We start from the raw sequence: 25,393 nt of genomic DNA, 5'->3' as shown, positions 1-25,393 counted from the left end.
TGTGTAATTTCGCTTCGAATGAAGAATGTGAAGCAAATCTGGCAAGAAACAGCGAAACAGTTAGAAAAAGTTTACGATCGGCGGGAGGCAGAAAATATCTCCTACCTATTGCTGGAGGATGTTTTTGGTATTTCGAAGACCGCTATACTATTTGAAGAAAAGTCAGAAGTAGCGTTGGAGCAGCTGGACAGCTATATAAAAAGACTTCTAAAACATGAGCCCATCCAGTATGTCACTGGAATTGCAGATTTCTTTGGAAGGAAGTTTCAAGTTGCCCCTGGTTCTCTTATTCCTCGTCCTGAAACTGAAGAGTTGATCAGTTTGATTATTAAAGAAAACAAGGTAGAAAATCCCAGGATCTTGGATATTGGGGTTGGTTCAGGATGTATCGCTATAACGCTGGCATTAGAACTTAATATTCAGATTTTTGGGACAGATGTTTCGGAAGAAGCCATCTCAATTGCTCGGAAAAATTCAGATCAATTAAATGCCAAGTCACAATTTTATTACTCAGATATACTCAAAGAGGAATTGCCTGAGTCTGACCTGGATATTTTGGTGAGTAACCCACCTTATATTCCTATAAAGGAATTTGTGCATATGCCGAAAAACGTGATTGACTATGAACCTGAAATAGCCTTGTTTGTTCCGGATGATGATCCACTCATTTTTTATAAACGCATTGCTGATGAAGGCTTGAGGTGTTTAAAGATAGGTGGGATCCTTTACTTTGAGATTCACGAAAACTTTGGAAATGAAATTAAAATTTACCTCCAAAATAATGGGTATTCAGATATAGCGATTCATCAGGATATGCAAGGAAAGGATCGGATGTTGAGTGCACTAAATGGCTAAAAAATTCTTCTAAAAAATCCTTTTATTTTCCACCATAACCCACGAGGGCTATAAGGGTTAGCAATCACAACCTCACCCATAAGTCCACCAAGCATTGCCCCGTTTAGAACTACATCCATGTTTGATTTTGAATCAACTTTTTTCTCTATTGTCTCAAACCCAACATATGAAAAGGAAAGGATGTCAGTGGGTTTTGCCTCTATAGAGTAATATCCATCCAGATCTGTTGTTGTGCCTTTTGTAGTTCCTTTTATAACCACATTAACACCGGGTAGAACTTCACCCGTTTCATCAACAATAATTCCACCAACTGCTCCTGAGTAATTGTTTGTGAGACTTACTTTTTTTGATTCTAAGAATTCAATCTTGTCTTTATCTTGAGCTTGAATAGAAACTGAAGAAAATATGATTGATCCTAATGTTAACAACCCTGCAGTGAGCTTTGATAGAGGATTATTATACTCAAGAATATATTCTTTCTGCTGATTTTTCCTCATTCGTCCACAGACATCACCAGTTGAATTCAAAAAGTAATCTTTGATTTGACGATCGCTCATCTTGGTAAAATCAATCACTTCCTTTTGACAAGATGAACAAAAACCATTTAAACCTTTTTTTTCTAAAGACTCCCACTTTTCTGAACATGGCTGATCGATTTTAATTTCCAATTTTCTCACTTCAGTCTAATTTGAATTTGACTCTCACTCTCACTTTATCCTCAACAGCATTTCCACCTTTTTGAGCAGCATTCCATGTAGGCCCTTCATTTATCAATCGAATAGCTTCCTGATCACATCCAAACCCAAGACTTTTTTTAATACTTATTGACTCTATAGCACCTGAAACTCCAATCAGTAGTTCCAATATTACATTGCCTTCGATTTGATTTTCTCGTGCTGCGTCAGGATAGATCAAATTTTCCTCCAGGTATTTTTTAAGAGCTTTAGATCCATTTTCTGGTTTTGCCGGAATGTATGTATCGTCATTTGATGATTGACCATATCCGGTCACTACAACTTCTTGAAGTGCTGTTGCACCACCTAACACCACATCTAATTTGTTTCTGGTTCCAACTTCAATTTCCTTTGATTCGAATCCAACAAATGAATAAACCAATGTCATATCTTCCAATTTTGGCAACTCGTATTGCCCGTCCAAATCTGTTACAACACCGGTTGTCGTGCCTTTTATGACCACATTGACCCCTGGTAAAGGATCACCCGAATCATCTGTAATGATACCCGAAATTAACTCTGTAGATGATTTGCTTCGAGCCAATGCAACTTGTTCTCCCTGAATCGTAGATTTTTGCAATTTTGGCGCAAACGATTCTTCGGCATCAGATTCACCTTGAGCCTGTTCCGTAACTTGGGACTTAAGTGCTAATGTATTTATTTCATTTAGCTCATTTGAATCAATAGTCATTGGCTCAGTTTCGGCCATTAGTTCTTGTGCTGCTATCCTTTTTACCTCATTGGCATCTGCTAAGACTAATTTTTCATCATCTTCAAAAGGTACTTCTTCCTTATCATTATTATCAATAAAAGTATCTAAGACTTCTTCATCCTTACCCTCAACTCTTAATCCATCTTGAGAAAAATCTTCTTTTACAACTTCAGCCAATTGTTCAGAGGGGGTTGTTTCATCTGCTTCAATCGAATTGATTTTGATAGAATCTTCGATAGGTGATTGAATGTCCTCGGTCATTAAAGCTTGATCATTGGATGAATCCACAACATAGAATACCAAAATTGACCCCACAATGAGCATGGCCACAGCAGCAGCGATTCTCAGCATTGGAAACTTTCTTTGCGGTCTGGACTGAATTTGCTTTTTAAGCTTTTGAATATCATCCAGACTTTCAAACCCCTGACTTTCATATCCTTCTAATGCCTCCTGAGCAAAAGGATCATCCAAAACATCACGCTCAAAAGCATGAGCTTCCTCAGGGGTCATCTGACCTTTTAGATACCGCTCAAATTGCTCGCTATGGTTTTTATCTGTTGACATTCTTGCTTTCCAGACACATTTTCAAGTTACGTTTTCCATTTTGAATATGACTTTTCACTTTTTTCAGGTCAATCCCTGTTTCACTTTTCACCTGTTGATAGCTTTTCTTTTTAAGGAAAAAGAGTCTTACACATTGCTGTTGTTCTGCTTTTAATTCCTCAATACAGGCTTCTAATGCAGTCAAATCTTTTTCAAGCTGCACTTTTTCATCATTGAGATGCATTTCCTCACCCGATTCCATAAAAACTTCGGTATGCACTTCCGGATTGTTTTTACGAAGCATCATGAGGCAATGATTCTTGCTCACCATGTAGAGCCAGCTTTTGAAATGCTCAACCTCAGTGGTGAGCAGTTTCTCGCTCAACTGTTCATAGATAGACATCACAGCATCTTGAGCATCATCACGATTTTTAAGGTACTTCAGGCAGAGTCCGTATACCAAATGCATGTACTTATTAAATAACTCACCAAGCACTTCCTGATTTCCGGTGTTGCGATAAAACTTAAGCTGTAGTTCATCTGTAGGTGATATGTCTTCCCTTTTAGTCATATCGACGCAGGAGAAATCTTTTCTTGTTTCAAGGGGTACATTATGGTAAATATCTCTCCTTTCAATCGAGATGCCAAGTCGGTAGGAATTGACAGCCTAAACAAAGTCGATGAATAAACAGGCTTTATTATACCTTAAGGACACTTCATCGTAAAAAATTTCATTTTCCGTATGGAATTTTTAACTAGTGTGCATCCCAACGATAACAACTATCCTAAAAGGTGAATTAAGTCGAACTAAAAATTAGAAAAATGAGAAATCTATTAATGTTATCGCTGATTGTTTTGAGCATCCACGCTCATGCCAAATTTGTCCAAGGAACTGTTTATGACCACAAAGGATTCGCACTAGAAGGAGTAGTGGTGTGGGAAAAGGGAACCATGAATCGGACAAAAACAGATGTCAATGGTTTTTATTCCATAGAAGTAAACGGTGATCAGTCTATCCTTGAGTTTATGCATGAAGATTACGTTTTTGCTGATAAGAAAGTAGGAAACCGGAAGGTATTAGACATACAGCTAAGACTAAAACCAGAGCCAACAGAGGATTTGGAAGAGGCAGTAGTTGAAAGATCTTATAGAAGCGCAAAATTGAATGCTACAGGTGCTGTTAGTAGAGCACTTGCATCTCCAACTGCGGGAATGTATATGTCTTATGATCAAGGCTATTACCACAATACCGAAGAATATGCGACAATTCATGAAAATGGATTCAAGAAAGTTTTAGATGATGCGCTCTCCACTTTTTCAATAGATGTAGATGCGGCATCATACAGCAATATGAGACGATTCATTAACAATGGTCAACTACCACCGAAAGATGCAGTGCGGATTGAGGAGATGATCAACTATTTCGGATATGATTATAAAAATCCAACAGGAAAGGACCCTTTCTCCATTAACACAGAAGTAGCAAAAGCTCCATGGAATGAAAAACATTTGATTGCTCAGATCGGCCTTCAAGGGAAGAAAATTGAACTGGATAATTTACCAGCATCCAATATTGTATTCTTGCTTGATGTATCCGGATCTATGAGTGCTCCAAATAAGCTACCTCTTTTAAAATCTGCTTTCAAATTATTGGTAAATGAGTTACGTCCTCAGGATAAAGTGTCAATTGTGGTTTATGCGGGAGCTGCTGGATTAGTACTTGAGCCAACCGATGGAAATGATAAAAAGAAAATCATGGAGGCTTTGGATAAGCTGCAAGCAGGTGGATCTACTGCTGGAGGAGCTGGAATTGAGCTGGCTTATAGAACAGCTAAAGAAAATTATGTTGAGGGCGGAAATAACCGAGTAGTGCTAGCTACAGATGGTGACTTTAATGTAGGCGCTTCTAGTAATGCATCTATGGAGCGATTGATCGAGCAAAAGAGGAATGAGGGTGTCTTCTTAACGGTACTTGGTTTTGGAATGGGTAACTATAAAGACTCTAAAATGGAAATCCTTGCTGACAAAGGAAATGGCAACTATGCCTATATCGACAACATGAAAGAGGCGAAAAAAGTATTGGTAAATGAATTTGGAGGTACCATGTTCACGATTGCCAAAGATGTAAAAATCCAGGTAGAGTTTAATCCTGCTGTTGTTCAGGCGTACCGATTGATTGGATATGAAAATCGACTGTTAAATGACGAAGATTTCAATGATGACAAAAAGGATGCAGGTGAACTAGGAAGCGGACATACGGTAACTGCTCTTTATGAAATCATTCCGGTAGGAGTGAATAGTGAGTTTGTGAAAGATATTGATCCTCTGAAATATCAATCAAATGATCAAAAAGTGACTAGTACAACCGATGAATTGCTAACTGTGAAATTCCGATACAAGGATCCTGATGGTGAAAAAAGTAAGCTGATTACCAAGATTGTAGGAAACGAAATTGGAAGGTCTAGCGATAATCTAGATTGGTCAATGGCAGTTGCTGGCTTTGGCATGCTACTTCGAGATTCAGAGTATAAGAATGACTTGAATTATGCCAATGTTTTGAGTCTTGCAAAATCAGCAAAAGGAAGTGATGAGTTTGGCTATCGTGCAGAGTTTATTGAGTTAGTGGATTTGGCGAGCCGAATGAATGCGAGGCAGTAATTATTGTTGAGTTTAGTTCGAAGGCGAGGAATTATTCCTCGTCTTTTTTGCTTCATTTGTAATATGGATAAAGTACAACTCGGAAAATCAGATTTATTTGTTTCGCCTATCACATTTGGAGCTTGGGCCATTGGAGGTCAGGCTTGGGGAGGAAATGACGATAAGGATGCCCTAAAGGCAATGACTAAGAGTTATGATCTGGGTGTTACTTCCATTGATACAGCACCAGTATATGGATTTGGTCATAGTGAATCATTGGTTGGAAAAGCAATTAAAGAGATCGGAAGAGATAATCTTGAGATACTTACCAAGTTTGGTTTTAACTGGAAAACAGAAAAGGGAGAATATCAATTTCCAACAAGTGATGGAGGGAAAACCTATGCATACGCTGGCAGAGACGGCATTATGCAAGAAGTGGAGGACAGCCTTAGAAGATTAGGAACAGATTATATAGATCTCTATCAGATTCATCGGCCGGATGCCACGACACCTATCGAAGAAACCATGGAAGTTCTTAAGGACCTTCAGCAGCAAGGTAAAATCCGAGCGATTGGGATGTCTAACCATACAGTGGAAATGATGAAACGCGCAGATCAAGTAATTGAATTGGCATCTACCCAATCTCCATACAGTATGGTGTACAGAAAAATCGAAAAAGACATCCTTCCATACTGCCTGGAAGAAAATGTAGGGATTTTGGCTTACAGTCCTCTCCAACGAGGATTGCTAACAGGTAAGATCACATCTGATTATCAATTTAAAGGGGACGATCATCGTGCGGAGAATAAATTCTTCAAAGAACCAAATCGCTCGAGAACTAACGCTTTCCTTGATAAAATTAAGCCGATAGCTGAAGAACACGGCGTTACACTAGCTCAGCTTGTGATCAATTGGACGGTTCAACGAGAGGGTATCACCGTGGCATTGGTTGGTGCGCGAAATGAAAAGCAAGCTGAAGAGAATGCAAAGTCGTTGAGTATTAAATTATCAAAGGAAGAAATTAATACCATCAACTCGGAAATGGAGAAGGTGGAGATTGACCATGAGGTTTAACTGCTAGTAGTAGAGACCAATAAATACAAGAAAGCCGACTACCAAAGCAGCTTCAATGGTGTTTTGAATTCTGAGTGGTTGTTCTAATATTGTTTTCTTACAAATAAAACCAACAACCCAACTTACTAGAAATCCTGCAATTCCAATAGCAGCAAGACCGAGGCTAAACAAAAGTCCCCAGCCCTTGCCGTCATCCAACTCATTGTAAAACCAGATAGTCCACCCGGAGGTCAAAATAAGGTGGATGATTGAAACAACTTTGAGAACTGATAGCTTTTTCATGTGTTTTGCTCTTTTCTAATGTCACACGGAATCTTCGATTACATACGCTCAAAGTAAGATTTCAAATGGTGCATACCTATGACATTAAGCATCGCACCACATGATTTTTTTTAGAATCTAAGATTCAATGCCAAAAGAAAATTTCTACCGGCCTGAGGGTAGAAATAATTTTCTCTCACCTCATATTCTCCACCAGCATAACCAAACGTGTATCCATTAGAAGAGTACTCTACATCCAACAGGTTATTGACGAGTAAGCTAATATTCACATTCTCAATGGTAGAAACGGCGAAATTATAGCTCAATCTGACATCATTAACGAAATAAGGATCAATACTTCGGTCATTGTCACTAGTATTATCTAGATATTGCTTACCAACATATTTACTTCGCAAGGCAGCCTCAAACCCGTCAAAGGGAGAGTAGCTCAATTGACTACCTCCAATTACATTTGGAGAGAATGAGATATCTGTGTCTTGATGCTGTGTTTCTTCAATATTGAATTCATCAAAATTTGTCCCATAGTTGTAAAGTACTTCAGTAAAGTTTTGAATTTTATTCTTACTCAAGGTTAGGTTAGCATCCCATCTTAGTTGGTCTGTGAATTGATAAGCTCCTACTAATTCAATACCCATTCGATAGCTATCCGGGACATTCTGGCGAATACTTGATCCTACATCATTTAGCTCACCAGTTAGAACTAATTGGTTTTCATAATCCATCAAGTAATAATTGGCTTGGAAATTAAAGTCCTGTCCAAACTTGCGATATCCCACTTCCAGGTTTCTTAATGTCTCGTGCTTTGGAATTACTCCTCCTGGCGCATCGATAAAGTCATTTCTAACCGGTTCTCGATTGCCTATTGCAAAAGAAGCATATATGTTGGAGCTTTCATTTAACGTGTAAGTTGTTCCCACTTTGGGATTGAAAAAAGTGAAGTCGTCTTCAACACTAATGGCTCTTAAATCATTGTCAATGCCTACTGTCTCATAATTGATCTTTCTTACCTGCAGGTCAGCAAATAAATTGAGATCATTCAGTTGATAGTTTGTTTTTAGATAAACATTGAAATCCGTTTTTAGACCAACATTATCATAATACCGTTCTCGAATGTCACTATTGCTAGCATATTGCGCCCAGATGATCTCACCAAAATGATCCCCATCGTATTTATTCCAGGCTCCTCCTAACGTGATATCCAGATCATCATTTAGGTAATTAAATGAGAAAGTAGTCCCATAGAAATCATTATCCAGCCACCTTCTTCTAATCAGATCTGAAGAGGTAATGGTTGTATCACCCAGTACCACATTTCCCAAACCATAATCAGAAAAATCATCATCATTTCTGAACTGTTCAAAGTATCCTCTTCCGTATGTGTAATGCCCAGCTAGATTTACTGTCAAGGCATCACTCAATTGATGTGACAAGTGCAGTTGGTAGTGATCCTGTTTGTAGTTGTCTACCTCATTTTCATACAGGTAGTAGTTGAACGTTCGCCCTGCTGTACGAATGTTTTCGGCTTGTTCTTGCGTATAGCCATTATTAGATATCACTTCTTCTATGCCATCTCGATCATTTTCCAATACGGCTTGTGGAGTTCCCCACCAGCTTTGATAAGTAATCTCATGACCTCCGAAAACCAATGCCTTAACAATGGTCTTGTCACCGTAGTAGCCTCCTGAGAGAAAGTACGATTGAAGGTCGGATTCTGCACGGTCAATGTATCCATCGGAGGCGATTTTAGACAACCGTGATTCAAAAGACCACTTATCGTTTAGCAACCCTGTATTATACATCAAGGTATGCTTACGTGTATTGAATGAACCGAAACTATTGTTTACCTCCGCATAGGCATCTCTTGATGGCACATTGGTTTGAAGATTTACTGTAGCACCAAATGCAGCAGCACCGTTTGTGGAAGTACCCACTCCTCGTTGTATCTGGATGTTGTCCACCGAGGAGGCAAAATCCGGCATGTTTACCCAAAAGACACCATGTGATTCTGAGTCATTCACGGGTATGCCATTAATGGTCACGTTGATGCGTGTGGCATCACTACCGCGAATTCTCAGACCGGTGTATCCTATACCAGCACCAGCGTCGGAAGTGGTAACCAGAGACGGTGAAAGGTTCAATAAAACGGGTAAGTCTTGCCCCAGATTTACGTTTTCGATTTCTTTTTTAGAAATCTCTGAATAAGTCGTTGGTGTGTTTTCGTTGGCACGTGTGGCATATACGATCACATCGTCCAATTCCTGTGTTTTTAAACTGTCTTGCGAGTATGCAAAACCTGTCAGTAGCATTGCTGCCGACAACCATAAAGCTCTCATGTTGATAAAAATTAAAACATTTAACCATCGGAAAGCGGGGACTCTCCACCATTGGTTATCATACTTCGGTCTTTGACCGTTCCTACGCCGGCATTATCCGGATCAGGTATATGGGTATGATCTCAGCCCTGCCTAGACTTCTTGCGTCTATGCAATTGGCACCCCTTAATGTTTCGCAAAGGTAGGATGGATTCCGTCTAATGTCTAAATTTCTAACATCTAAAATCTTAATCAACTTCACTCAACTCCAGCCAACGCAGTTCTTTCTCCTCTAGCTCATCTTCAGTAGCTTTGATCTGATTGCTGATTTCTTGCAGTTTTTCGTACTCAGTTTCAGAATTCAAAGATTCTTGTAGCTTAGCTTTCTTTGCTTCTAACTTTGGAATCTCCTTATCTAGCTGGTCCAGTTCTCGCTGTTCGTTATAGGTGAGTTTGCGTGTACTTTTTTCTTTTACTGGTTCAGCTTTTGGTTGCTCTTTTTTTTCTTGAGGTAATTCAGCTACCGGCACTCCCTCTTTTGCACGATAATCTGTATAGTTACCAGGGAAGTCTCTGATTTTACCATTCCCTTCGAAGACAAACAAATGATCCACCAAGCGGTCCATGAAATACCTGTCGTGAGAAACAATCATCAGGCAACCAGCAAAATTTAGTAGGTAGTCTTCCAGCACATTCAAAGTGGTAATGTCAAGATCATTTGTTGGCTCATCCAGAATCAGAAAATTTGGATTGGCCATCAGTACTCGTAGTAGCTGAAGCCTTCTTTTTTCTCCGCCACTCAACTTGCCAACAAAGTTGTGCTGCATTTTCGGAGGGAAAAGAAACTGATTTAAAAGCTGAGAGGCAGTAACCTGGCTTCCATTATCCAATTGGATGTATTCAGCTACTTCCTTTACAATATCCAGAACCTTTTTAGAAGGATCAAAGATGGTTTCATCCTGAGTGTAGTATCCAAATTTGGTGGTTTGGCCAACATCAATCTTACCAGTATCCGGTTTGATTTGCTGTGATAAAATGTTAAGGAATGTGGATTTTCCAACGCCATTCGGGCCGATGATGCCAATTTTTTCTCGTCTTTTAAAGACGTAACTGAAATCTTTGACTAGTTGAATATCACTATAAGATTTACCGACATGCTCGAGTTCTAGAATTTTCTTTCCTTGCCGTTCACCTTTTAGGTTTACCTCCATTTTTTGCGTTTGAACTGCACTGTGCGCTTTGGCTTTTACATCTTGAAATGCATCTACACGATATTTGGCTTTTGTACCTCTGGCTTTAGGCTGTCTGCGCATCCATTCCAGCTCTGTTTTGAATAAGTTTTTGGCTTTATCAATGCTGGAAGCCTCCATCTCCATTCGCTCAGCTTTCTTCTCCAAAAACTGGCTGTAATTGCCTTTGTATCGGTAGATTTTTCCATGTTCTATCTCCAGGATTTCATTCGTGACTCGATCCAAAAAGTAGCGGTCGTGCGTCACCATCAGCAAAGTGAGATTGGCAGTTGCCAGGTAGTTTTCCAACCACTCGATCAACGCCAGATCCAGGTGGTTGGTAGGCTCATCTAAAATTAGGAAGTCTGGGTTAACGACCAGTGCCTGGGCCAGAGCCACTCGTTTCTTTTGACCTCCGGAGAGGTCTTTCATTTTCTGATCCAGATTGTGGATGCCTAGTTTACCAAGAAGTCCCTTAATTTGATGTTCATACTCCCAGGCATTGAGCGCATCCATTTTTTCAAGAATTGGTGAAAGGTCTGGTGCATTCTCAGGATCAGTCTCGGTTTTATACATCGCCAACTCATAGTCACGAATAACATTGAGTTCTTCTTTATCTTCAGAAAATACTGCTTCAAGAATAGAATCTTCCGGATTGAAGTCTGGATGCTGACGGAGCATGGAAACTGTCAGTCCTTTTCGAAAAGAGACAATTCCTTTATCAGGAGGTTCAATCCCTGCAATTACTTTCATTAACGTGGACTTACCAGTACCATTCACCCCAACCAAAGCAGCTTTTTGTCCCTGGTCTAGTCCGAACGTAATGTTTTCAAAGAGCTTCTTTTCATCGTAACTCTTACTTAGCTCCTCAACCGATAGATAGTTCATGCCGCAAAAGTAGCTACTCCATGATTGGAACAAATCACCTCTAAATGGTTTTATATTAGATATGAAGCACTTTACATTTTCCTTATTGATTTTATCATTGGTAGCATGCGCTCCTTCTAACTCTCAGAGCAAGAAAGAAGCAACTCAGCAGGTTGAGAAGCCTGATAAGTTTAATGAATACTGGTACGCAGGTGAAGCCGAAATCACAAGTTATAAACTTGAACAGGCTAGATATGGAGAAATTCATTCAGGACAGGCGGTTCTTGTATTCGTTACTGAACCCTTCTCAAAAAGTAAGCAGGTAAAACTGGATGACTGGCGGGATGCAAGTGAGGATAATGTGAGCGTGATGAAGCTGAATATGACGAAAAAATTTCTGACAGGCATTTATCCTTACTCCATGATGATGAGTACGTTCACACCTGTATCGTATGATCAATATCCAGACCCATTCAAAGTGACCACCTCGTCTCAGGAATGGTGTGGACATACCTGGATGCAATTGAATTTACAGGATGAGAATTATCGCTTAAAAGGCTTTTCTTACTTTGAATCTGAAGGCGATGTGGACAAAACAGTGCCAAATATCATTTTGGAAGATGAATTGTGGACACGTCTTCGATTTAACCCTGAGAACCTGCCAACAGGTGAGGTTGAGATTTTTCCATCCACTTTCTATCTGCGTTTGAGGCATCAAGAAACCAAACCTTTGACGGCAAATGCTTCAAACCTTGACGTGCATACTTCAGAGTTCTCAGGTAATCCTCACAGTATTTATACGCTGGAGTATGAAAACCGCAAACTATCGATTTACTATGAAGAAGAGTTCCCATTTACAATTCTCGGTTGGGAGGAAACGTATATGAGTGGTTTTGGTAATCCTGAAAGGCTAACTACTAAAGCGAAGCGGATAAATACTATTAAGTCTGCTTACTGGGGAAAGAACAGTAATAAAGATCGGGTGATAAGAAAGGAGTTGGGATTGGGAGTGGATTGAAACAACCCCCTCCGTCTGCACTTCCTTCGCTAGCCCCCTTCAAAGGGGGATTGCTTCTGATTATTTATTTTGCGAATGTCCCCTTGAGGGGACAATAGGGGTGTTTACTTTTGGGAAATGAGTAAAAACAAAAATCCCTGGATTACCCGTTCTTCAAAAACCATTTATGACAACCCCTGGATCACATTGACCGAGCATGATGTGACCAACCCTGGAGGTGGCAAAAGCCTGTATGGAAAGGTGCATTATAAGAACTGGGCGCTTGGGATTATCCCTTTAGATGAAGAGCAAAATACCTGGTTGGTAGGACAGTATCGATATACGCTGAATGAATATTCATGGGAAATACCCATGGGAGGAGGGCCGTTAGATATCCCAATATTGGAATCAGCTAAAAGAGAGCTTAAAGAAGAAACCGGGTTGACTGCAGAAAAATGGACGGAGATATGTAAGATTCACACTTCCAACTCTGTTACAGATGAAACTGGAATTGCATTCCTGGCCGAAGGGCTAACTGAAGGTGAAACAGCATTTGAAGAGACAGAAGATCTGAAAGTATGGAAACTCCCATTTACAGAAGTCTTAGCCATGTGTGATCGAAGTGAAATCACTGATAGCCTCAGTGTGGCTGCCATTTATCGGCTTGCACGAATGCTTAATCTTTAGATTTGGTACGCTCTAACAAATCAATTTGCGACGACCCATAATCACTCACAAAATCTACTTTAATCATGTAAATGGGGTCGCTCATTGCCTCCTGGAATGTAATAAATTTCCACCCTTCACTTTTATACCAACCAAGCAGTGCGTGTAGGTATTCAGCATTGATTGGATTGGCATGTAGCAATAAAATATGTTTGACATTTCTACCGGTCAATTCCGTTCCTTTCAATTGATACTTCAGAGAAATTTCCTTCATGTGTTGGATGTATTCATTACCTAATTGGGTCATCTTCTCCGTATCATCTTCTCTGAGTGCGCGACTGTAATCCCGATTGTAAATCCATTCATTATTATCTATTGACACAGGCGCAATGGTATATCCCTCTCTTTCCAGAAAAGCATAAACGGAATCTCGTTTGGCTTCAGTGTTACCTCTCCTAAGCATACTGTATCTGAAATAATTGGTATTTATCCATTCATCTGCAAGAAGCTTACAAGAATCGATATCAGCGATGTATTTAGAGGCGGATACTTCATTAAAATTGTAATGTCGATGTGTGTGGTTGGCTAAGGAATGCCCATTTTCCAACCACATATCAAGAATGACTTTGTTTTCTTCAGTCATGTTTCCTGAAGTAATAAATCCGGTTGCCTTTACATCAAAATCTTTGAGGATGGCAAGGATTCTTTTGGTGGAAACAATTTTCATACTGTCAGTCATGCCTGCAGAATACCCAAATGGAAGGTCATCAAAAGTGATGGCTACCTGCTGTGAGAATGTAAACATTGGTGCGAGAAGGACTATAATTAACAGTTTTTTCATCAATGGTCAAGTGTTCTTTTGCCTAAGATACTACCTTGCGGGCTGCAATTAATTTGGGATGACACTTAAACAACATTTAAGGAAAAACGTCGTGCTTGCACTGCCTGTGGTGATAGGCCAACTGGGCCACATCATGGTGGGTGTTGCTGATAGTGTCATGGTAGGTCGACTTGGTGTTATTCCGCTTGCAGCTGCAACTTTTGCAGGTACGATCTATCATATCCTCATGCTCTTTGGGATTGGGGTTAGTTATGCAATTACACCAAAAGTAGCTGCTACCGACATCACAGATAAATCAAGATTGAAAGAGTTTCTTCAGAACGGCTTTTTCATGAACCTTGGTCTTGGGTTAATTCTTTTTGGATTAGGTTACTTAAGTAGTCATTTCTTGGGATACTTTGGACAAGAAGTTCCTGTTGCTGAAGCTGCAGTTCCATATCTCATCATCATGTGTGGTTCTCTGATTCCGCTAATGATTTTTCAAACCTTCAGACAGTATGCAGAAGGTCTGTCTGATACTTTCAGTCCGATGGCTGTTTCGGTTTTTGCTAATCTCCTAAATGTGTTTTTTAACTACATGCTCATTTATGGTAAACTTGGAGCGCCAGCCTTAGGGTTAAATGGAGCGGGATATGCCACATTACTTGCACGCATAATCATGTTTTCGGTAATGATCTGGTGGGTTAGGAAAAAGATCACAGGATTTGAATGGAAGTATACTTGGTCAGGGATCAGGGAGTTGCTTCGTATAGGCCTTCCATCGGGATTGCAGTACGTGTTTGAAGTAGGTGCATTTGCAACAGCAGCGATTATGGTTGGCTGGATTGGTGCAGAAGCTTTAGCAGCACATAATATTGCATTGAACCTTGCGGCCATTAGCTACATGGCTGCCACTGGATTAGCTGCGGCCTCTACGATACGCATTGGAAATCAAATGAGACTGAAAGATCGAAGAAATCTTCGAATCGCAGGATTTTCATCTTTTGGATTGGTGACCATATTTATGGCCATGTGTGGGCTGACTTTTATTTTGCTGAGAAACGTTCTGCCAGCACTTTACATTGAAGATCAGGTAGTGAGAGCCACGGCAGCATCTCTTTTGATTATTGCGGCAGCATTCCAAATTTCTGATGGAATTCAAGCAGTCGGGCTGGGTGTGCTCAGAGGGCTTACTGATGTTAAGATACCGACCATTGTCACATTTGTTGCGTACTGGTTAATCGCAATCCCTGTTGGTTATTGGCTTGCTTTTCATGGCGGCCATGGGGTGCAAGGAGTGTGGTACGGACTATCTATAGGACTAACTATCTCCGGTGTGTTACATATCTGGCGCTTTAACAGGCTATCTAAGAAAATCAAATTTCTATGATAGCAAAACACATTGAAATTTTTCGATATTTGGCCGCCGATAAATAGCATATCAAGTGAGAAAAAAACAAGCTGCCCTCATTTTCATATTTGCAACTGTCCTGATAGATATCATTGGAATAGGACTGATCATCCCTGTATTGCCACAATTATTGATGGAGGTCTCCGGATTGAATACCAGTGAAAGCTCAATCATCGGGGGGACACTAATTGCTACCTATGCAGTGATGCAATTCTTCTTTGCTCCAGTGCTAGGAGGGCTAAGCGATCGATTTGGAAGAAGACCTTTGCTTCTAATAGCTCTCTTTGGATTAGGCATAGATTACTTAATCATTGTATTTGCGCCTAATCTGCTATGGCTCTACATCGCTCGTGTAATCTCTGGAATTTGTGGCAGTAGCATAACGGTTGCAAATGCCTACATCGCAGACATCAGCACACCTGAGAATAAAGCCAAGAATTTCGGAATGATTGGGGCAGCATTTGGGTTGGGATTTGTTATTGGACCCACACTCGGAGGATTACTTGGTGAAATAGGGACCCGAATCCCTTTTATGATTGCAGCTGGTCTTGCATTCTTAAATATGTTATATGGTATGATTGTTATTCCAGAGTCGCTTCCCCAAGAAGATCGCAGAGCTTTTACCTGGAAACGAGCGAATCCATTTGGCACTTTGAAGCAGATATTTAGCTACAAGAAAATACTCGGATTGATGATAAGCCTATTCTTCATATATGTTGCGGCGCATGCTACGCACACCAACTGGGCCTATTTTACAGATGAAAAATTTGGATGGACACCATTGGATATTGGCTTGTCGCTTGGGTTTGTAGGAATCATGGTTTCCATTGTCCAGGGAGGTCTGGTGGGGCCTATTGTTAAAAGAATAGGAGAGGTGAATGCAGTTTATACCGGATTTGTGTTCAATGCACTTGGCCTGCTAATGATGGGACTCGTACCATATGGTTGGATGGTTTATCTGGTCATTATCCCTTATGCTTTTGGTGGTTTAGCAGGTCCCTCCTTACAATCGATCATGACTAGTGAGGTTCCTAAAAATGCACAAGGCGAGTTGCAGGGTGGGATTACCAGCATCATGACCTTGACTTCCATAGTAGGACCACTGCTGATGACTGGGATTTTCAGGTATTATACCAATCAGGAAAATGAAATCTATTTTCCTGGTGCTCCTTTTATACTTGGAACAGCCATTGCCATCTTGAGCATCTTTATAGCCAGAACCTCACTGGTAAAGATCAAGCAACTAGCTACTCGTCCTTCAGGTACTTAACCGGATTTGAGGAGGCGGCTCTTAAAGACTGATATCCAACGGTTAAGATGACTAATCCCAGAACAATCAAGAGTGAAACAGCAAAAGTGATCCAACTGATATCGATTCTGTAGTGGTAGGACTCTAGCCATTCGGCTAAGAAATAAACAGCAAATGGAACCGCAATAACGAAAGCAATGACCACCCATTTGGTAAAATCGGTAAAAATCAATCGTAAAATGGTGTTGATCTCTGCGCCAAGAACTTTTCTGATGCTGATCTCTTTTCTTCGCTTCTCAATGATAAAAAGTGTAAGCCCATAAAGGCCAAGACAGGCAATTACAATCGAAATTGCAGAAAATAACCCAACCATACCTAGGTATCTGTTTTCAGACTCATAAAGATTAGCAACCCGGTCATCCATGAATGAATAAGTGAATTCTTGCGTAGACCCTAACTCATTCCACATCACTTCTATTTCTTCAATGCGCTCGATCAGATTGCTCATCTCCATTTTTAAAGTAATGGTATTATGAGCCGCCAGGTTATCAGAGACCCGATGGAAAATCAATGTCGGAGCTACTTCGTTTTGAAGCGTTTCAAAATGAAAATCTTCAACGACCCCCACCACACTGATTTCATTATCTCCGATTTTGATGGTGTTTTCTATATCAGATGAGAATTCAAAAGCCCTCATCGCAGCTTCATTTAGTATTACCGAACTACGTTGATCTCCTTCTGAATCAGATAAAAAGTTCCGACCATATTTTACAGGGATACCATAAATTTCAAAAAAGTTTGCATCTACATATGTATACCTCATCCTCAATGGGTCACCTTCCCAGTCATTGGGTCTTACAAACACAAAACTTCTGGTCCATGAGGTGGGTACTGATCGACTTGATGAAATGTCATTGATGTATGACTTATTTGCTAGTTCTGTCTTGAAAGACTTTAATCGTACTTGAGCCAGCTCCCGGTCGGTAAAACTCCTGGGGGAAGCATTTATTATGAGGATTCCTTCTGACTCAAATCCCATGTTTTTGTTGGCCATGTAATTGATCTGACGACTCACAATGATGGTGCTGGCAATTAGAAATAGTGCTATTGCAAACTGAAGGACAACCAAAACATTCCTAAATGATGTTGATGCATTCATTCCTAATTTTTGTCTTAAAACTTCAATAGCTCCAATAGATGAAAGGTAGAATGCCGGGTAACTTCCACTTAAAACTCCCAACGAAATGATGAGTATAGCACAGGCAGCTATTATTTCAAATCCGGAAAACTGGGAAAGTGCAATGTTCAAATCAAAGAACTGATTGAATGGGTCAATCGTGAAAACGACAATAAGCAGCCCAAGGACCGTGGCAATAAATGACATGACAAACGATTCTGTGATGAATTGTGTACGAAGCTGACCTTGAAATGCACCCAACACCTTCCTTAATCCAACTTCTTTTGCCCGTTGTGTTGCCTGGGCAGTAGAGAGGTTCATGAAATTGATGATCGCAATTAACAGGATGGCAATTCCGATAGCCAGAAGCGTTCTGGCATTTGCAGAATCACCAAAAAATGTATCGTAAACTTCCTCGAATGGAAGCAACCTGAAGTTGGTGTTTTCTCTTACTTGTTTGTCCCAAATCGATTCGATGAGGTTTGGAAAATCTGCGTCAAGTTGAAGGGCGTCACTCGGATCTCTAAGTAAAACGTACGTTTCCAAAAAAGACGCATTCCAGCTATTGGCAAGTTCAGGATATATCGGAATACTTTCCATTGGAATCAGCATCGTCGGCTGCAGAGAAGCATTGTCCGGATGATTTTTGATGACAGCAGATACCTGATACCTAAGTGTGGTATCCTCTTCCTGTAAAAAGACTTCAATGTAGTTTCCTACCGCATCGCTTGTATCGAAATATTTATTCGCTGTTTTTTCATTCAGAACGATCGAATTTTTCGTCGGAAAGAGCTTTGCCTGATTCCTATGAATCACTGGGAATGTGAAAATTTTGAATAAGGATGGATCTGTATAGACAATTTCCTCTTCGAGGTAACGATTATTTTTTTTGATACTGGCACTGGAAGTATAGTACCTGGATGATTCTTCGATCTGGTTATAGTCACTTATTAGCCGATCTTTTAAGGGTACCCAGGTATCGTAAGTGGCTTGTGTTCCATCAGGTGTTATACGCTCTTTGTAGGCCATGAAAATGCGATCTTTCTTTTGATGATGATCATCGAAAGTGAATATCTGATACGTGTATAAAAAAATAAATACGAAGGCTGCTACTCCTATTGAAAGTCCGAAGATGTTGATGAATGAGGTTGACTTCCTTTTAAGTAGTGTTCGAAAAGCGACCTTGAGGTAGTTTCTGAAAATCATAGTGTTGAGAGATAGGTGATAAAAAGATTTTAAGTTGGTTGGTTTTAGAGAGTGGAATACTTCCAATATGAATTTGAATCGGGCTTTAAATAGCCCTTCTTCCTGAACACGCCAGTAAAATGCTTCAGTGATATCACCTTGAATTTCATCCGAATAATCTGCTCGAAGGAAAAACTCAAGGAACCGTAAAGCCCATTTTGGCGGCTGATGTTTCATGCCAGACTAAAATTTAATTTGGGAATGGTTTTCCAGATTTCATTTCTTCGATGCTGCAGCTCCTGAGCAGTTTCATAGCCTTTATTTGTAGCCCGATACAATCTTTTGCCTTTTCCTCCCCGCTCCGGTGTTGGTTCACCAAGTCGGGACTCAACAAAACCTTTCTTTTCGAGGCGCTTTAATACCACATGAATGGCAGGGAGTGAGATGGTCTGTGAAAGTTGATTTTTATACTCCTTGGCTATTTCAACTCCGTAGGTTTCTTCCTTCATGAGTAGGATGATTAAGATCATTTCTTCCAGTGTTCCAAGTTGAAGATTCATTAGCGTTTGGTTTATAGGATGGTGACAACTCATAAAAGTTGCATCCAAAATCAATTAAATTAATTTTTGTTTAAAATATAGATACGGATAAAATTAATTTTTGTTTAAAAAATAAAATACATCACTGGTCAGGATAGGATGGAAAGACCCTGAAACAAATTCAGGGTGACGTTCTGTATTTAAATAGATTTTCTTTTCTGGAGGTCATTCTGAACTTGTTTCAGAATCTATCCCTCTTATTAGCCCGCCACTTTCAACACCCTCCACGTCCACATACCGGCCACAAACTCAATGAAAGAAAAGCCGACTAAGGCAAGTGTGCCGCGTTCAAAGACATAGAGCCAGATGAAGAAAACAAATTGAATGATTCGCACCTGCACGGTGAAACCAAAAAATGGAGTGAGGTTTTCATTAGCATTTCGGATGTAGTAATAGCCTAACACCGCCACCACAAATCCAAGGACGATTCTCCAAACACTTTCAGGATCAGGGATACCAATTTGTGTGAGTATCCATGCAGGAGCCAACATAAGGAAGAGGCCTTCAACCAGTAAGTAGATCCCAAATACCCAGACAGTTTTCGCAGGTTTATTCATGAAATTCTTAAATAATGATTTCAAAGGTTATCATTTCGACTGAAAGGAGAAATCTGTGCCAAAATAAATGTCTGAACAAGGATGGATTTCTCACTTCGTTCGAAATGACAGGAAAGACTGTTTGCGGGTTTTTGAATAAATTCCCATTTGTTTAAATCTCATTTTCAATCTACTGAAACTATGCGAAAATTGCTCCCCTTCCTTTTAGTGTGTCCGCTGCTTCTTAGCGCACAAACTTCTGCAGAACAAGTACTGGCCAAGGCTGTTTCATACCACGATCCTCAGGACAATTGGTCTTTGCTAAAAGCAACTTTGCAGTTTAAGGAAACCCGTCCTTCCGGCCCGGATCGATCGACGATCATTGAACTTGATAATACCGAGAGCTATATGAAAATTAACCGGAATGATGAGGAGGTGTATGAAGTCAATGGGGAAGTGGGCGACGTACTCAAGGGTGATCAAGACAAAGCGCGAGCACTTGTTCTTCGAAATTATTACCTATACCTATGGGGCTTGCCGATGAAGCTGTACGATAAATCCACTCCTGAAATATCTCTGGCTGAGGATGAAAAAGTAGGCGATAAGTTGTGTAAGGTGCTTCGCGTAGCATACGAGGAGGATACCTGGTATTTCTACATCGATGATGTTTCCGGGCGAATGTTGCAGTACAAGTTCTACAAAGACGAAGCAGCTGGAAAAGGAGAACTCATCACGCTTGAAGATGAAATCATGGTAAAAGGAATCAAAATTCCTCAAAAAAGGAGCTGGTATCTACTACCAGAGATGGAGTATTTAGGGACGGATATTTTGGAGGGGGTGAAATAATATGTCTGTCTATGGACTAAATAATGTTTTCAATGCTCTCGCATGCTCGACAATTACTTGCCATCGACTGATCACAACCAATAGCATTAGTCCACTCAAGACTAAGGAAGGTATTCCTATTATTGGGATGTTGGCTAAGGCATGAGCAATGAAACAAGGCAAAATTGATCCGGTGTAGTATTTGATATACCCAAAGATAATGGATCCTAGAAACAGCGAGATTAAACTCAATATTGAAATAGTTGTGAGTTGAAAATACTGGGTGTGAAAAGTGCTAAACATGATGGCCATGAGTAATATGGCATATCCATAATTGAATCCATCTTTAAAGCGAGATAGAGTAAATCCTCGGAAAAATAATTCTTCTACGATTGGAGGAATAATAATGGAACTGGCCAACATATAGATCCAGAATCCAAAATTCCATTCTCCATTGAGAATATGCCAATGTGAAGGTCCGCTACCAACCAGGCCATAGGGCCATAACCCGAATAGAACTTTCGGAATTAATCCAATCAAACAAAAAACGAAAAGGGAGATTTTAATTTGCTCTAAAATCGACTTTTTAGACCTTGAAAGGCCCAGACCCGTTTTCATCGGCACCCGTCTTGCCACAATAAAAACAATGACCAGTAAAAAAATACAACCATATTTTATTAGCGATCCAACGCTGGAAATCGAGGCGAGGCGGATAAAATCTATCTCTGGCATTTGAATCAAATCTGATCCCTGACTAAGCCATTCATTGAGATTAAGAAGCTTGCTTAAAAGGCGACCAAGCAGACTTCCCACCACAAACAAGCCGATGACTTCCAGAATCAGGTATAATCTGCTTAAGGTTTTCATTTTTCAATGGATGAGAATCACAATCATGATGAAAATTTTAAGGCCATGGTTGCTTTTAGGATTTCGAAACGATTCCTAAATATTTGATTTATTAAGAAAAATACTTTTTCATTCACATGGACTCCTTTCGGGAGCGACACACAAAAGAATGAGTTCATTTATTATTAATGGATCTATTTTCCAATTAAAGTGCTTCAACTCACCCCAAACCCAAAGGCGTCTGACAGCTCCAAGGAGGGGATTATCTCACTCATCCTTCAGCGTCCTTGCCGGATTGATGTGGTAGATTTTCACTGAATGCATAACTATCGCAATGAGTGCCGTGACTAATACGACCATGCCAGCAAGAAGGAACAGCCACCAGGCAATCTCAATCTTATAGGCATAATTATCCAGCCAGCTAGACAACAAGAAATAAGCAATTGGAGAAACAATCAGCATCGCAATGATCACTCTCCAAGCAAATGGTTTGAAGAGATTGGCCATCAAGCTATTTAGGTTAGCTCCCAATACTTTGCGTACGCTTATTTCTTTTGTTTTCTGTGTAGTGATCAAAGAGATCAAACCATATAGTCCCAAACAAGCGATGATCAGTGTAACGATAGTCAGTGCCTGAAACATCTTAGCAAATGCTACATCCTCCTGATACAATGAATTCAGATAATTATCTAAGAATATCAAATCGAATGGGAGGTCTGGAAAGATGCTGCTGAATTTGGCTTCAATGCCTTCAACCAGCTCCTTCATATTTCCCGGTTCTACCCGGATATAAACATCCTCCTGTAAAGTCCTTGGATACATGATGGCCATAGGCCCAATCTCATTATGCAAGGATGAAAAATGATAATCGGCTACTACTCCAATAATATTACCAGTGCGAATCTGTCCCACCTGAATCGGCCTTCCAATCGCTTCTTCCGGTGACGAGTAGCCCATATATCCTACCGCTTTCTCGTTTATGATGACCGCTCCGGCACTATCGGTAGGATACGATCGATTAAACTCTCGTCCCGCAACTAATGGAATGCCTAATGTTTCAAAATATCCATAATCCACTGCATCAATAAACATGGGTTTTGATTCTTCCATGTCAGGCGTTTTCACCGGCACATTTCCATTGTCTCCATCCATTCTCCCATCGGCAATGGCTGCACCTGATACCCTGGGTAAGGAATTTAATTGAGTTTTTAATACTTCGCCTTGAGTAAGAAGAGATTGTTCGGGAACCCGTAATACGGCCAGAGAAGATTTATCAAAGCCAAGGTCTTTCTGACGCACAAAGGAAATTTGCTCATAAATGATGCTACTGCCAGCGAGTAACCCGATGGTGATGATGAACTGCATCGTTACCAACACTTTCCGAACATTGATGCCTAATTGTCCTCCAGAAATGGTTCGTGCCAATGCAGAAATTGCTTTCGTCTTAGCCATAATGATGGCTGGATAAGCCCCACCCATTACACCGACCATTAAGGCTAAAATAATTGCTTCAAGCGCCAGCCAATGATTGGATTGCCATACTTCCACCGCATGGATATTGATGCCCAGGTATGATTCAAGAAAATTGATTGTCGGAAGCAGAAGAGCAATGGAAATGATGAAGGAAAGGAGGGACAGAATCACCGACTCAATGGCGAATTGAAAAACTACCATTCGTTTACTCGCTCCAAGTGCTTTACGAACGCCCACCTCTTTCGTTCGAGTGAGTGATTGAGCCACAGATAGGTTGGTGTAATTGAATATAATCAGGAAGAGAAGCAGGGCTCCTGTGATGCTGAGCGCATAAATATTTGTCCAACTACCGGATGCAACAATATCATTCTTAATCTCTCCTAAATAGACATCCTCCAGCGGCTGCAATACAAAACGAAATAAATTGTGCTGGTCTTCAGGCCAATGCACCTTCATAAAGTCTACCAACTGTTCTTCAAGCGCTTCTTTTTCTGTAGGATCTTTTAATTCAATGTAGGTATGAAAAGAGATCCAACCCCATGTGTTTAAGGTTACAGGATATCCAAAAGGAACCTTGAAGGCATGAAAAGGAATGATAAAATCAAATGTGAAGTGGCTGGTGGACGGATAGGGATTTAACACGCCAGTCACAATATAGGGTGTCTCGGATATTTCAATTCGCTGACCAATGGCAGAGTTAGTGCCAAAATATTTCTCTGCCATCCTGGAAGACAATACCACTGAGTTGGTATTTTTTAGTGCTGTTTGCTCATCACCTTCTGCTAAGGAATAATCAAACATATCGAATATGGTACTGTCAATGTAGAAGATGCCATCTTCATAAAAATTCTTGGTGTCAACCTTCACTGGCTGAGTAGATGTGTCTCTGATACGCATGTAGCTTACGATTTCATCGTATCCTTCCATCAATGCAGGGCCAACAGGAGGTCCTACTGTTGCTAAATGGCGATCACTTCTGCCTGTGATACGTTCATTATGAGTCACCTTGAAAATACGATCAGATTTTTCATGCCATTGATCGTAACTCAATTCCCTGGTGACCATTAGTGCAATGATCAAACTAAGTGCAAATCCGATGGTAAGACCAACACCATTCAAAACGGCACTCATCTTATCTTTTTTGAGATTTCTCCAGGCCGGTCTTAGTGTGTGTTTGATAAACATTGTTGAGGTACTGAGTTGATTAATGTTTTTCCAGGTGTATTTATAGCGAGTGAATAGAAGGGTGGTTATGATGAGGTGAAGCTTGGTTCGAAACTTTCCATGCTTCTTTCGAAATACCTCCATCTCTTCAATCAGGTCACCAATTATTTCTTCTCTCACCCTTTTATTAAAGAGTGCACTACACAAAAATTTCACAATTCTTGGAAGCTCATTCATGTGGTGATGAATTGCGTTTGAAGCACTTTTTCTGGGATTTTATCCCAAAATTTGGCTCTCAGATTCTTGGCTTCCTCTAATTTCTTCAACCCCAATGCTGTGATTTCGAAAATTCGTTTTCGCTTTCCGCCACGAACAGAAGTTGCTTCACCCATGTAACTTTTCACCAGTCCTTTGTCTTCCAGTCTGGCCAAGGCTCCATGTGCAGTACTTAAGTTGATATTCCGCTTTGCTGTTTGATTGATTTCATCTTTTACGGTATTGCCGTAAGTATCCGGATGGGTGGTACAGACAGCTAAAAGCACCAATTCTTCAAACTCTCCAAGATGTGTTCCTTTCATAGAATGATTAAATACGTATATGTAGAAAATATGTTTTGTGCTTAACAGTTTCCCCCTTTGGAGGGGGCTAGGGGGAGGATTTATTATACGTAAATACAGAGCTTATTATTTACTTAACAAATGTGAAACTTATGTATTACATTCACGTTTGTTAAGTAAATAATTCAAAAGCAAAACGTCATTCTGAATTTATTTCAGAATCTTTTCGATTGGGTGACAATACGTATTTGATAGACTCTGAAACAAGTTCAGAGTGACACTTAGAAGCTGTTTGAATTCAAAATTTTAATCCATGGAATATCAATTAGGTGAATTTGAAGAGCTTGTCTTATTGACAGTGGCAGCTCAGCATAATGAAGCATATGGAGTTTCGATTCATGAATTTCTAACCGAGGAAACCAAAAAGAAAATTAATATCAGCGCGATTCATGTCGCATTGAAACGATTGGAAAAGAAAGGTTTTGTTGACTCTCGTTTCGGTGGCATTACCGAAGAACGAGGGGGCAGACGGAAGAAATTCTACATCGTTACAGCGCTTGGTAAAAAGGTCCTTGATGCGTCGCATGACTTGCGAACGAGCATCTATCAAAAAATTCCACAACTTCAATTTGTAAAGCTCTAA

At 40.2% G+C, this 25,393-nt stretch carries 22 protein-coding genes and 1 riboswitch; of the genes, 9 read left to right on the top strand and 13 right to left on the bottom strand.

Annotation, left to right across the window (positions count from 1 at the left end):
* Window positions 1-18 precede the first annotated feature (18 nt).
* The gene (prmC, locus tag ACOMC3_RS15450; RefSeq protein WP_420316785.1) at window positions 19-855 is read left to right on the top strand and encodes a peptide chain release factor N(5)-glutamine methyltransferase; all 837 of its coding nucleotides are present in this window, start codon (window positions 19-21) and stop codon (window positions 853-855) included.
* On the opposite strand, the gene ACOMC3_RS15445 is transcribed toward prmC, so the two are convergent.
* From ACOMC3_RS15445 to ACOMC3_RS15435, 3 genes are read right to left on the bottom strand one after another with little or no spacing between them, the layout of a single operon-like run.
* The gene (locus ACOMC3_RS15445) at window positions 852-1,532 is read right to left on the bottom strand and encodes a carboxypeptidase-like regulatory domain-containing protein (RefSeq protein ID WP_420316784.1); all 681 of its coding nucleotides are present in this window, start codon (window positions 1,530-1,532) and stop codon (window positions 852-854) included. The genes prmC and ACOMC3_RS15445 overlap by 4 nt on opposite strands.
* A gap of 1 nt (window position 1,533) precedes the next feature.
* The gene (locus ACOMC3_RS15440) at window positions 1,534-2,865 is read right to left on the bottom strand and encodes a TonB family protein (protein ID WP_420316783.1); all 1,332 of its coding nucleotides are present in this window, start codon (window positions 2,863-2,865) and stop codon (window positions 1,534-1,536) included.
* On the bottom strand, window positions 2,852-3,415 hold the full coding sequence (locus ACOMC3_RS15435) for an RNA polymerase sigma factor (protein WP_420316782.1): 564 nt from the start codon (window positions 3,413-3,415) through the stop codon (window positions 2,852-2,854). The genes ACOMC3_RS15440 and ACOMC3_RS15435 overlap by 14 nt, the downstream gene beginning before the upstream one ends.
* A 251-nt stretch (window positions 3,416-3,666) precedes the next feature.
* Between ACOMC3_RS15435 and ACOMC3_RS15430 the strand changes: the two genes are divergently transcribed.
* Window positions 3,667-5,502 (top strand): YfbK domain-containing protein, encoded by a 1,836-nt coding sequence (locus tag ACOMC3_RS15430; protein ID WP_420316781.1) that lies wholly within the window; start codon window positions 3,667-3,669, stop codon window positions 5,500-5,502.
* A gap of 63 nt (window positions 5,503-5,565) precedes the next feature.
* Window positions 5,566-6,555 carry an aldo/keto reductase gene (locus ACOMC3_RS15425; protein WP_420316780.1) on the top strand — a complete coding sequence of 330 codons (990 nt, stop codon included), beginning with the start codon at window positions 5,566-5,568 and terminating at the stop codon, window positions 6,553-6,555.
* A gap of 3 nt (window positions 6,556-6,558) precedes the next feature.
* Here the strand turns inward: ACOMC3_RS15425 and ACOMC3_RS15420 are convergent, their stop codons facing one another.
* From ACOMC3_RS15420 to ACOMC3_RS15410, 3 genes are all read right to left on the bottom strand, one after another.
* Window positions 6,559-6,837, bottom strand: coding sequence for a hypothetical protein (locus ACOMC3_RS15420; RefSeq protein ID WP_420316779.1), 279 nt, complete (start codon window positions 6,835-6,837; stop codon window positions 6,559-6,561).
* Window positions 6,838-6,947: 110 nt separating this feature from the next.
* Window positions 6,948-9,170: a TonB-dependent receptor gene (locus ACOMC3_RS15415; protein WP_420316778.1), complete on the bottom strand. Its 2,223-nt coding sequence runs from the start codon at window positions 9,168-9,170 to the stop codon at window positions 6,948-6,950.
* Between the two features lie 62 nt (window positions 9,171-9,232).
* A riboswitch (TPP riboswitch) is annotated at window positions 9,233-9,346 on the bottom strand.
* Window positions 9,347-9,397: 51 nt separating this feature from the next.
* Entirely contained in the window at window positions 9,398-11,266 is a 1,869-nt protein-coding gene (locus ACOMC3_RS15410) for an ABC-F family ATP-binding cassette domain-containing protein (RefSeq protein ID WP_420316777.1), read from the bottom strand.
* Between the two features lie 61 nt (window positions 11,267-11,327).
* Here ACOMC3_RS15410 and ACOMC3_RS15405 point away from each other — a divergent pair, with 61 nt between their 5' ends.
* The gene (locus ACOMC3_RS15405) at window positions 11,328-12,263 is read left to right on the top strand and encodes a hypothetical protein (protein ID WP_420316776.1); all 936 of its coding nucleotides are present in this window, start codon (window positions 11,328-11,330) and stop codon (window positions 12,261-12,263) included.
* A 117-nt stretch (window positions 12,264-12,380) separates the two neighbouring features.
* The gene (locus ACOMC3_RS15400) at window positions 12,381-12,929 is read left to right on the top strand and encodes an NUDIX domain-containing protein (RefSeq protein WP_420316775.1); all 549 of its coding nucleotides are present in this window, start codon (window positions 12,381-12,383) and stop codon (window positions 12,927-12,929) included.
* Here ACOMC3_RS15400 and ACOMC3_RS15395 read toward each other — a convergent pair.
* Entirely contained in the window at window positions 12,919-13,749 is an 831-nt protein-coding gene (locus ACOMC3_RS15395; protein WP_420316774.1) for a polysaccharide deacetylase family protein, read from the bottom strand. The genes ACOMC3_RS15400 and ACOMC3_RS15395 overlap by 11 nt on opposite strands.
* Window positions 13,750-13,807: 58 nt before the next feature.
* Here ACOMC3_RS15395 and ACOMC3_RS15390 point away from each other — a divergent pair, with 58 nt between their 5' ends.
* Together ACOMC3_RS15390 and ACOMC3_RS15385 are read left to right on the top strand one after the other, a co-directional pair.
* On the top strand, window positions 13,808-15,118 hold the full coding sequence (locus ACOMC3_RS15390) for an MATE family efflux transporter (protein ID WP_420316773.1): 1,311 nt from the start codon (window positions 13,808-13,810) through the stop codon (window positions 15,116-15,118).
* Between the two features lie 55 nt (window positions 15,119-15,173).
* Complete coding sequence (locus ACOMC3_RS15385; protein WP_420316772.1) at window positions 15,174-16,409, top strand: TCR/Tet family MFS transporter; 1,236 nt, start codon at window positions 15,174-15,176, stop codon at window positions 16,407-16,409.
* Here ACOMC3_RS15385 and ACOMC3_RS15380 read toward each other — a convergent pair.
* The 3 genes from ACOMC3_RS15380 to ACOMC3_RS15370 all read right to left on the bottom strand — a co-directional run bounded on the left by ACOMC3_RS15380 (window position 16,387) and on the right by ACOMC3_RS15370 (window position 19,906).
* Complete coding sequence (locus ACOMC3_RS15380; RefSeq protein WP_420316771.1) at window positions 16,387-18,987, bottom strand: ABC transporter permease; 2,601 nt, start codon at window positions 18,985-18,987, stop codon at window positions 16,387-16,389. The two genes, ACOMC3_RS15385 and ACOMC3_RS15380, sit on opposite strands and share 23 nt — an antisense overlap.
* Entirely contained in the window at window positions 18,984-19,310 is a 327-nt protein-coding gene (locus ACOMC3_RS15375; protein ID WP_350207189.1) for a PadR family transcriptional regulator, read from the bottom strand. Before ACOMC3_RS15375 ends, ACOMC3_RS15380 begins: the two co-directional genes overlap by 4 nt.
* A 239-nt stretch (window positions 19,311-19,549) precedes the next feature.
* Window positions 19,550-19,906, bottom strand: coding sequence for a hypothetical protein (locus ACOMC3_RS15370; RefSeq protein ID WP_420316770.1), 357 nt, complete (start codon window positions 19,904-19,906; stop codon window positions 19,550-19,552).
* A 180-nt stretch (window positions 19,907-20,086) separates the two neighbouring features.
* Between ACOMC3_RS15370 and ACOMC3_RS15365 the strand changes: the two genes are divergently transcribed.
* Entirely contained in the window at window positions 20,087-20,731 is a 645-nt protein-coding gene (locus tag ACOMC3_RS15365; RefSeq protein WP_420316769.1) for a DUF6503 family protein, read from the top strand.
* A gap of 9 nt (window positions 20,732-20,740) precedes the next feature.
* On the opposite strand, the gene ACOMC3_RS15360 is transcribed toward ACOMC3_RS15365, so the two are convergent.
* The 3 genes from ACOMC3_RS15360 to ACOMC3_RS15350 form a co-directional block, all read right to left on the bottom strand.
* Window positions 20,741-21,577, bottom strand: coding sequence for a CPBP family intramembrane glutamic endopeptidase (locus ACOMC3_RS15360; RefSeq protein WP_420316768.1), 837 nt, complete (start codon window positions 21,575-21,577; stop codon window positions 20,741-20,743).
* 246 nt (window positions 21,578-21,823) lie between these two features.
* Window positions 21,824-24,373 carry an ABC transporter permease gene (locus ACOMC3_RS15355; RefSeq protein WP_420316767.1) on the bottom strand — a complete coding sequence of 850 codons (2,550 nt, stop codon included), beginning with the start codon at window positions 24,371-24,373 and terminating at the stop codon, window positions 21,824-21,826.
* Between the two features lie 53 nt (window positions 24,374-24,426).
* Window positions 24,427-24,771, bottom strand: coding sequence for a PadR family transcriptional regulator (locus ACOMC3_RS15350; protein ID WP_420316766.1), 345 nt, complete (start codon window positions 24,769-24,771; stop codon window positions 24,427-24,429).
* A gap of 292 nt (window positions 24,772-25,063) precedes the next feature.
* Here ACOMC3_RS15350 and ACOMC3_RS15345 point away from each other — a divergent pair, with 292 nt between their 5' ends.
* The gene (locus tag ACOMC3_RS15345) at window positions 25,064-25,393 is read left to right on the top strand and encodes a PadR family transcriptional regulator (RefSeq protein ID WP_420316765.1); all 330 of its coding nucleotides are present in this window, start codon (window positions 25,064-25,066) and stop codon (window positions 25,391-25,393) included.

Source organism: Ekhidna sp. (genome assembly GCF_965212185.1).
In the GTDB taxonomy this organism is placed as follows: Bacteria; Bacteroidota; Bacteroidia; order Cytophagales; family Cyclobacteriaceae; genus Ekhidna.
This window is presented reverse-complemented; position numbering and strand designations above follow the sequence as displayed.

Coding starts and splice junctions, on each gene's coding strand:
- ACOMC3_RS15350 (WP_420316766.1), bottom strand. CDS start 24,771: ATGAAAGGAACACATCTTGGAGAGTTTGAAGAATTGGTGCTTTTAGCT.
- ACOMC3_RS15425 (WP_420316780.1), top strand. CDS start 5,566: ATGGATAAAGTACAACTCGGAAAATCAGATTTATTTGTTTCGCCTATC.
- ACOMC3_RS15400 (WP_420316775.1), top strand. CDS start 12,381: ATGAGTAAAAACAAAAATCCCTGGATTACCCGTTCTTCAAAAACCATT.
- ACOMC3_RS15370 (WP_420316770.1), bottom strand. CDS start 19,906: ATGAATAAACCTGCGAAAACTGTCTGGGTATTTGGGATCTACTTACTG.
- ACOMC3_RS15375 (WP_350207189.1), bottom strand. CDS start 19,310: ATGAATCTTCAACTTGGAACACTGGAAGAAATGATCTTAATCATCCTA.
- ACOMC3_RS15440 (WP_420316783.1), bottom strand. CDS start 2,865: ATGTCAACAGATAAAAACCATAGCGAGCAATTTGAGCGGTATCTAAAA.
- ACOMC3_RS15360 (WP_420316768.1), bottom strand. CDS start 21,577: ATGAAAACCTTAAGCAGATTATACCTGATTCTGGAAGTCATCGGCTTG.
- ACOMC3_RS15430 (WP_420316781.1), top strand. CDS start 3,667: ATGAGAAATCTATTAATGTTATCGCTGATTGTTTTGAGCATCCACGCT.
- ACOMC3_RS15405 (WP_420316776.1), top strand. CDS start 11,328: ATGAAGCACTTTACATTTTCCTTATTGATTTTATCATTGGTAGCATGC.
- ACOMC3_RS15420 (WP_420316779.1), bottom strand. CDS start 6,837: ATGAAAAAGCTATCAGTTCTCAAAGTTGTTTCAATCATCCACCTTATT.
- ACOMC3_RS15390 (WP_420316773.1), top strand. CDS start 13,808: ATGACACTTAAACAACATTTAAGGAAAAACGTCGTGCTTGCACTGCCT.
- ACOMC3_RS15380 (WP_420316771.1), bottom strand. CDS start 18,987: ATGAAACATCAGCCGCCAAAATGGGCTTTACGGTTCCTTGAGTTTTTC.
- ACOMC3_RS15415 (WP_420316778.1), bottom strand. CDS start 9,170: ATGAGAGCTTTATGGTTGTCGGCAGCAATGCTACTGACAGGTTTTGCA.
- ACOMC3_RS15435 (WP_420316782.1), bottom strand. CDS start 3,415: ATGACTAAAAGGGAAGACATATCACCTACAGATGAACTACAGCTTAAG.
- ACOMC3_RS15365 (WP_420316769.1), top strand. CDS start 20,087: ATGCGAAAATTGCTCCCCTTCCTTTTAGTGTGTCCGCTGCTTCTTAGC.
- prmC (WP_420316785.1), top strand. CDS start 19: ATGAAGAATGTGAAGCAAATCTGGCAAGAAACAGCGAAACAGTTAGAA.
- ACOMC3_RS15395 (WP_420316774.1), bottom strand. CDS start 13,749: ATGAAAAAACTGTTAATTATAGTCCTTCTCGCACCAATGTTTACATTC.
- ACOMC3_RS15410 (WP_420316777.1), bottom strand. CDS start 11,266: ATGAACTATCTATCGGTTGAGGAGCTAAGTAAGAGTTACGATGAAAAG.
- ACOMC3_RS15345 (WP_420316765.1), top strand. CDS start 25,064: ATGGAATATCAATTAGGTGAATTTGAAGAGCTTGTCTTATTGACAGTG.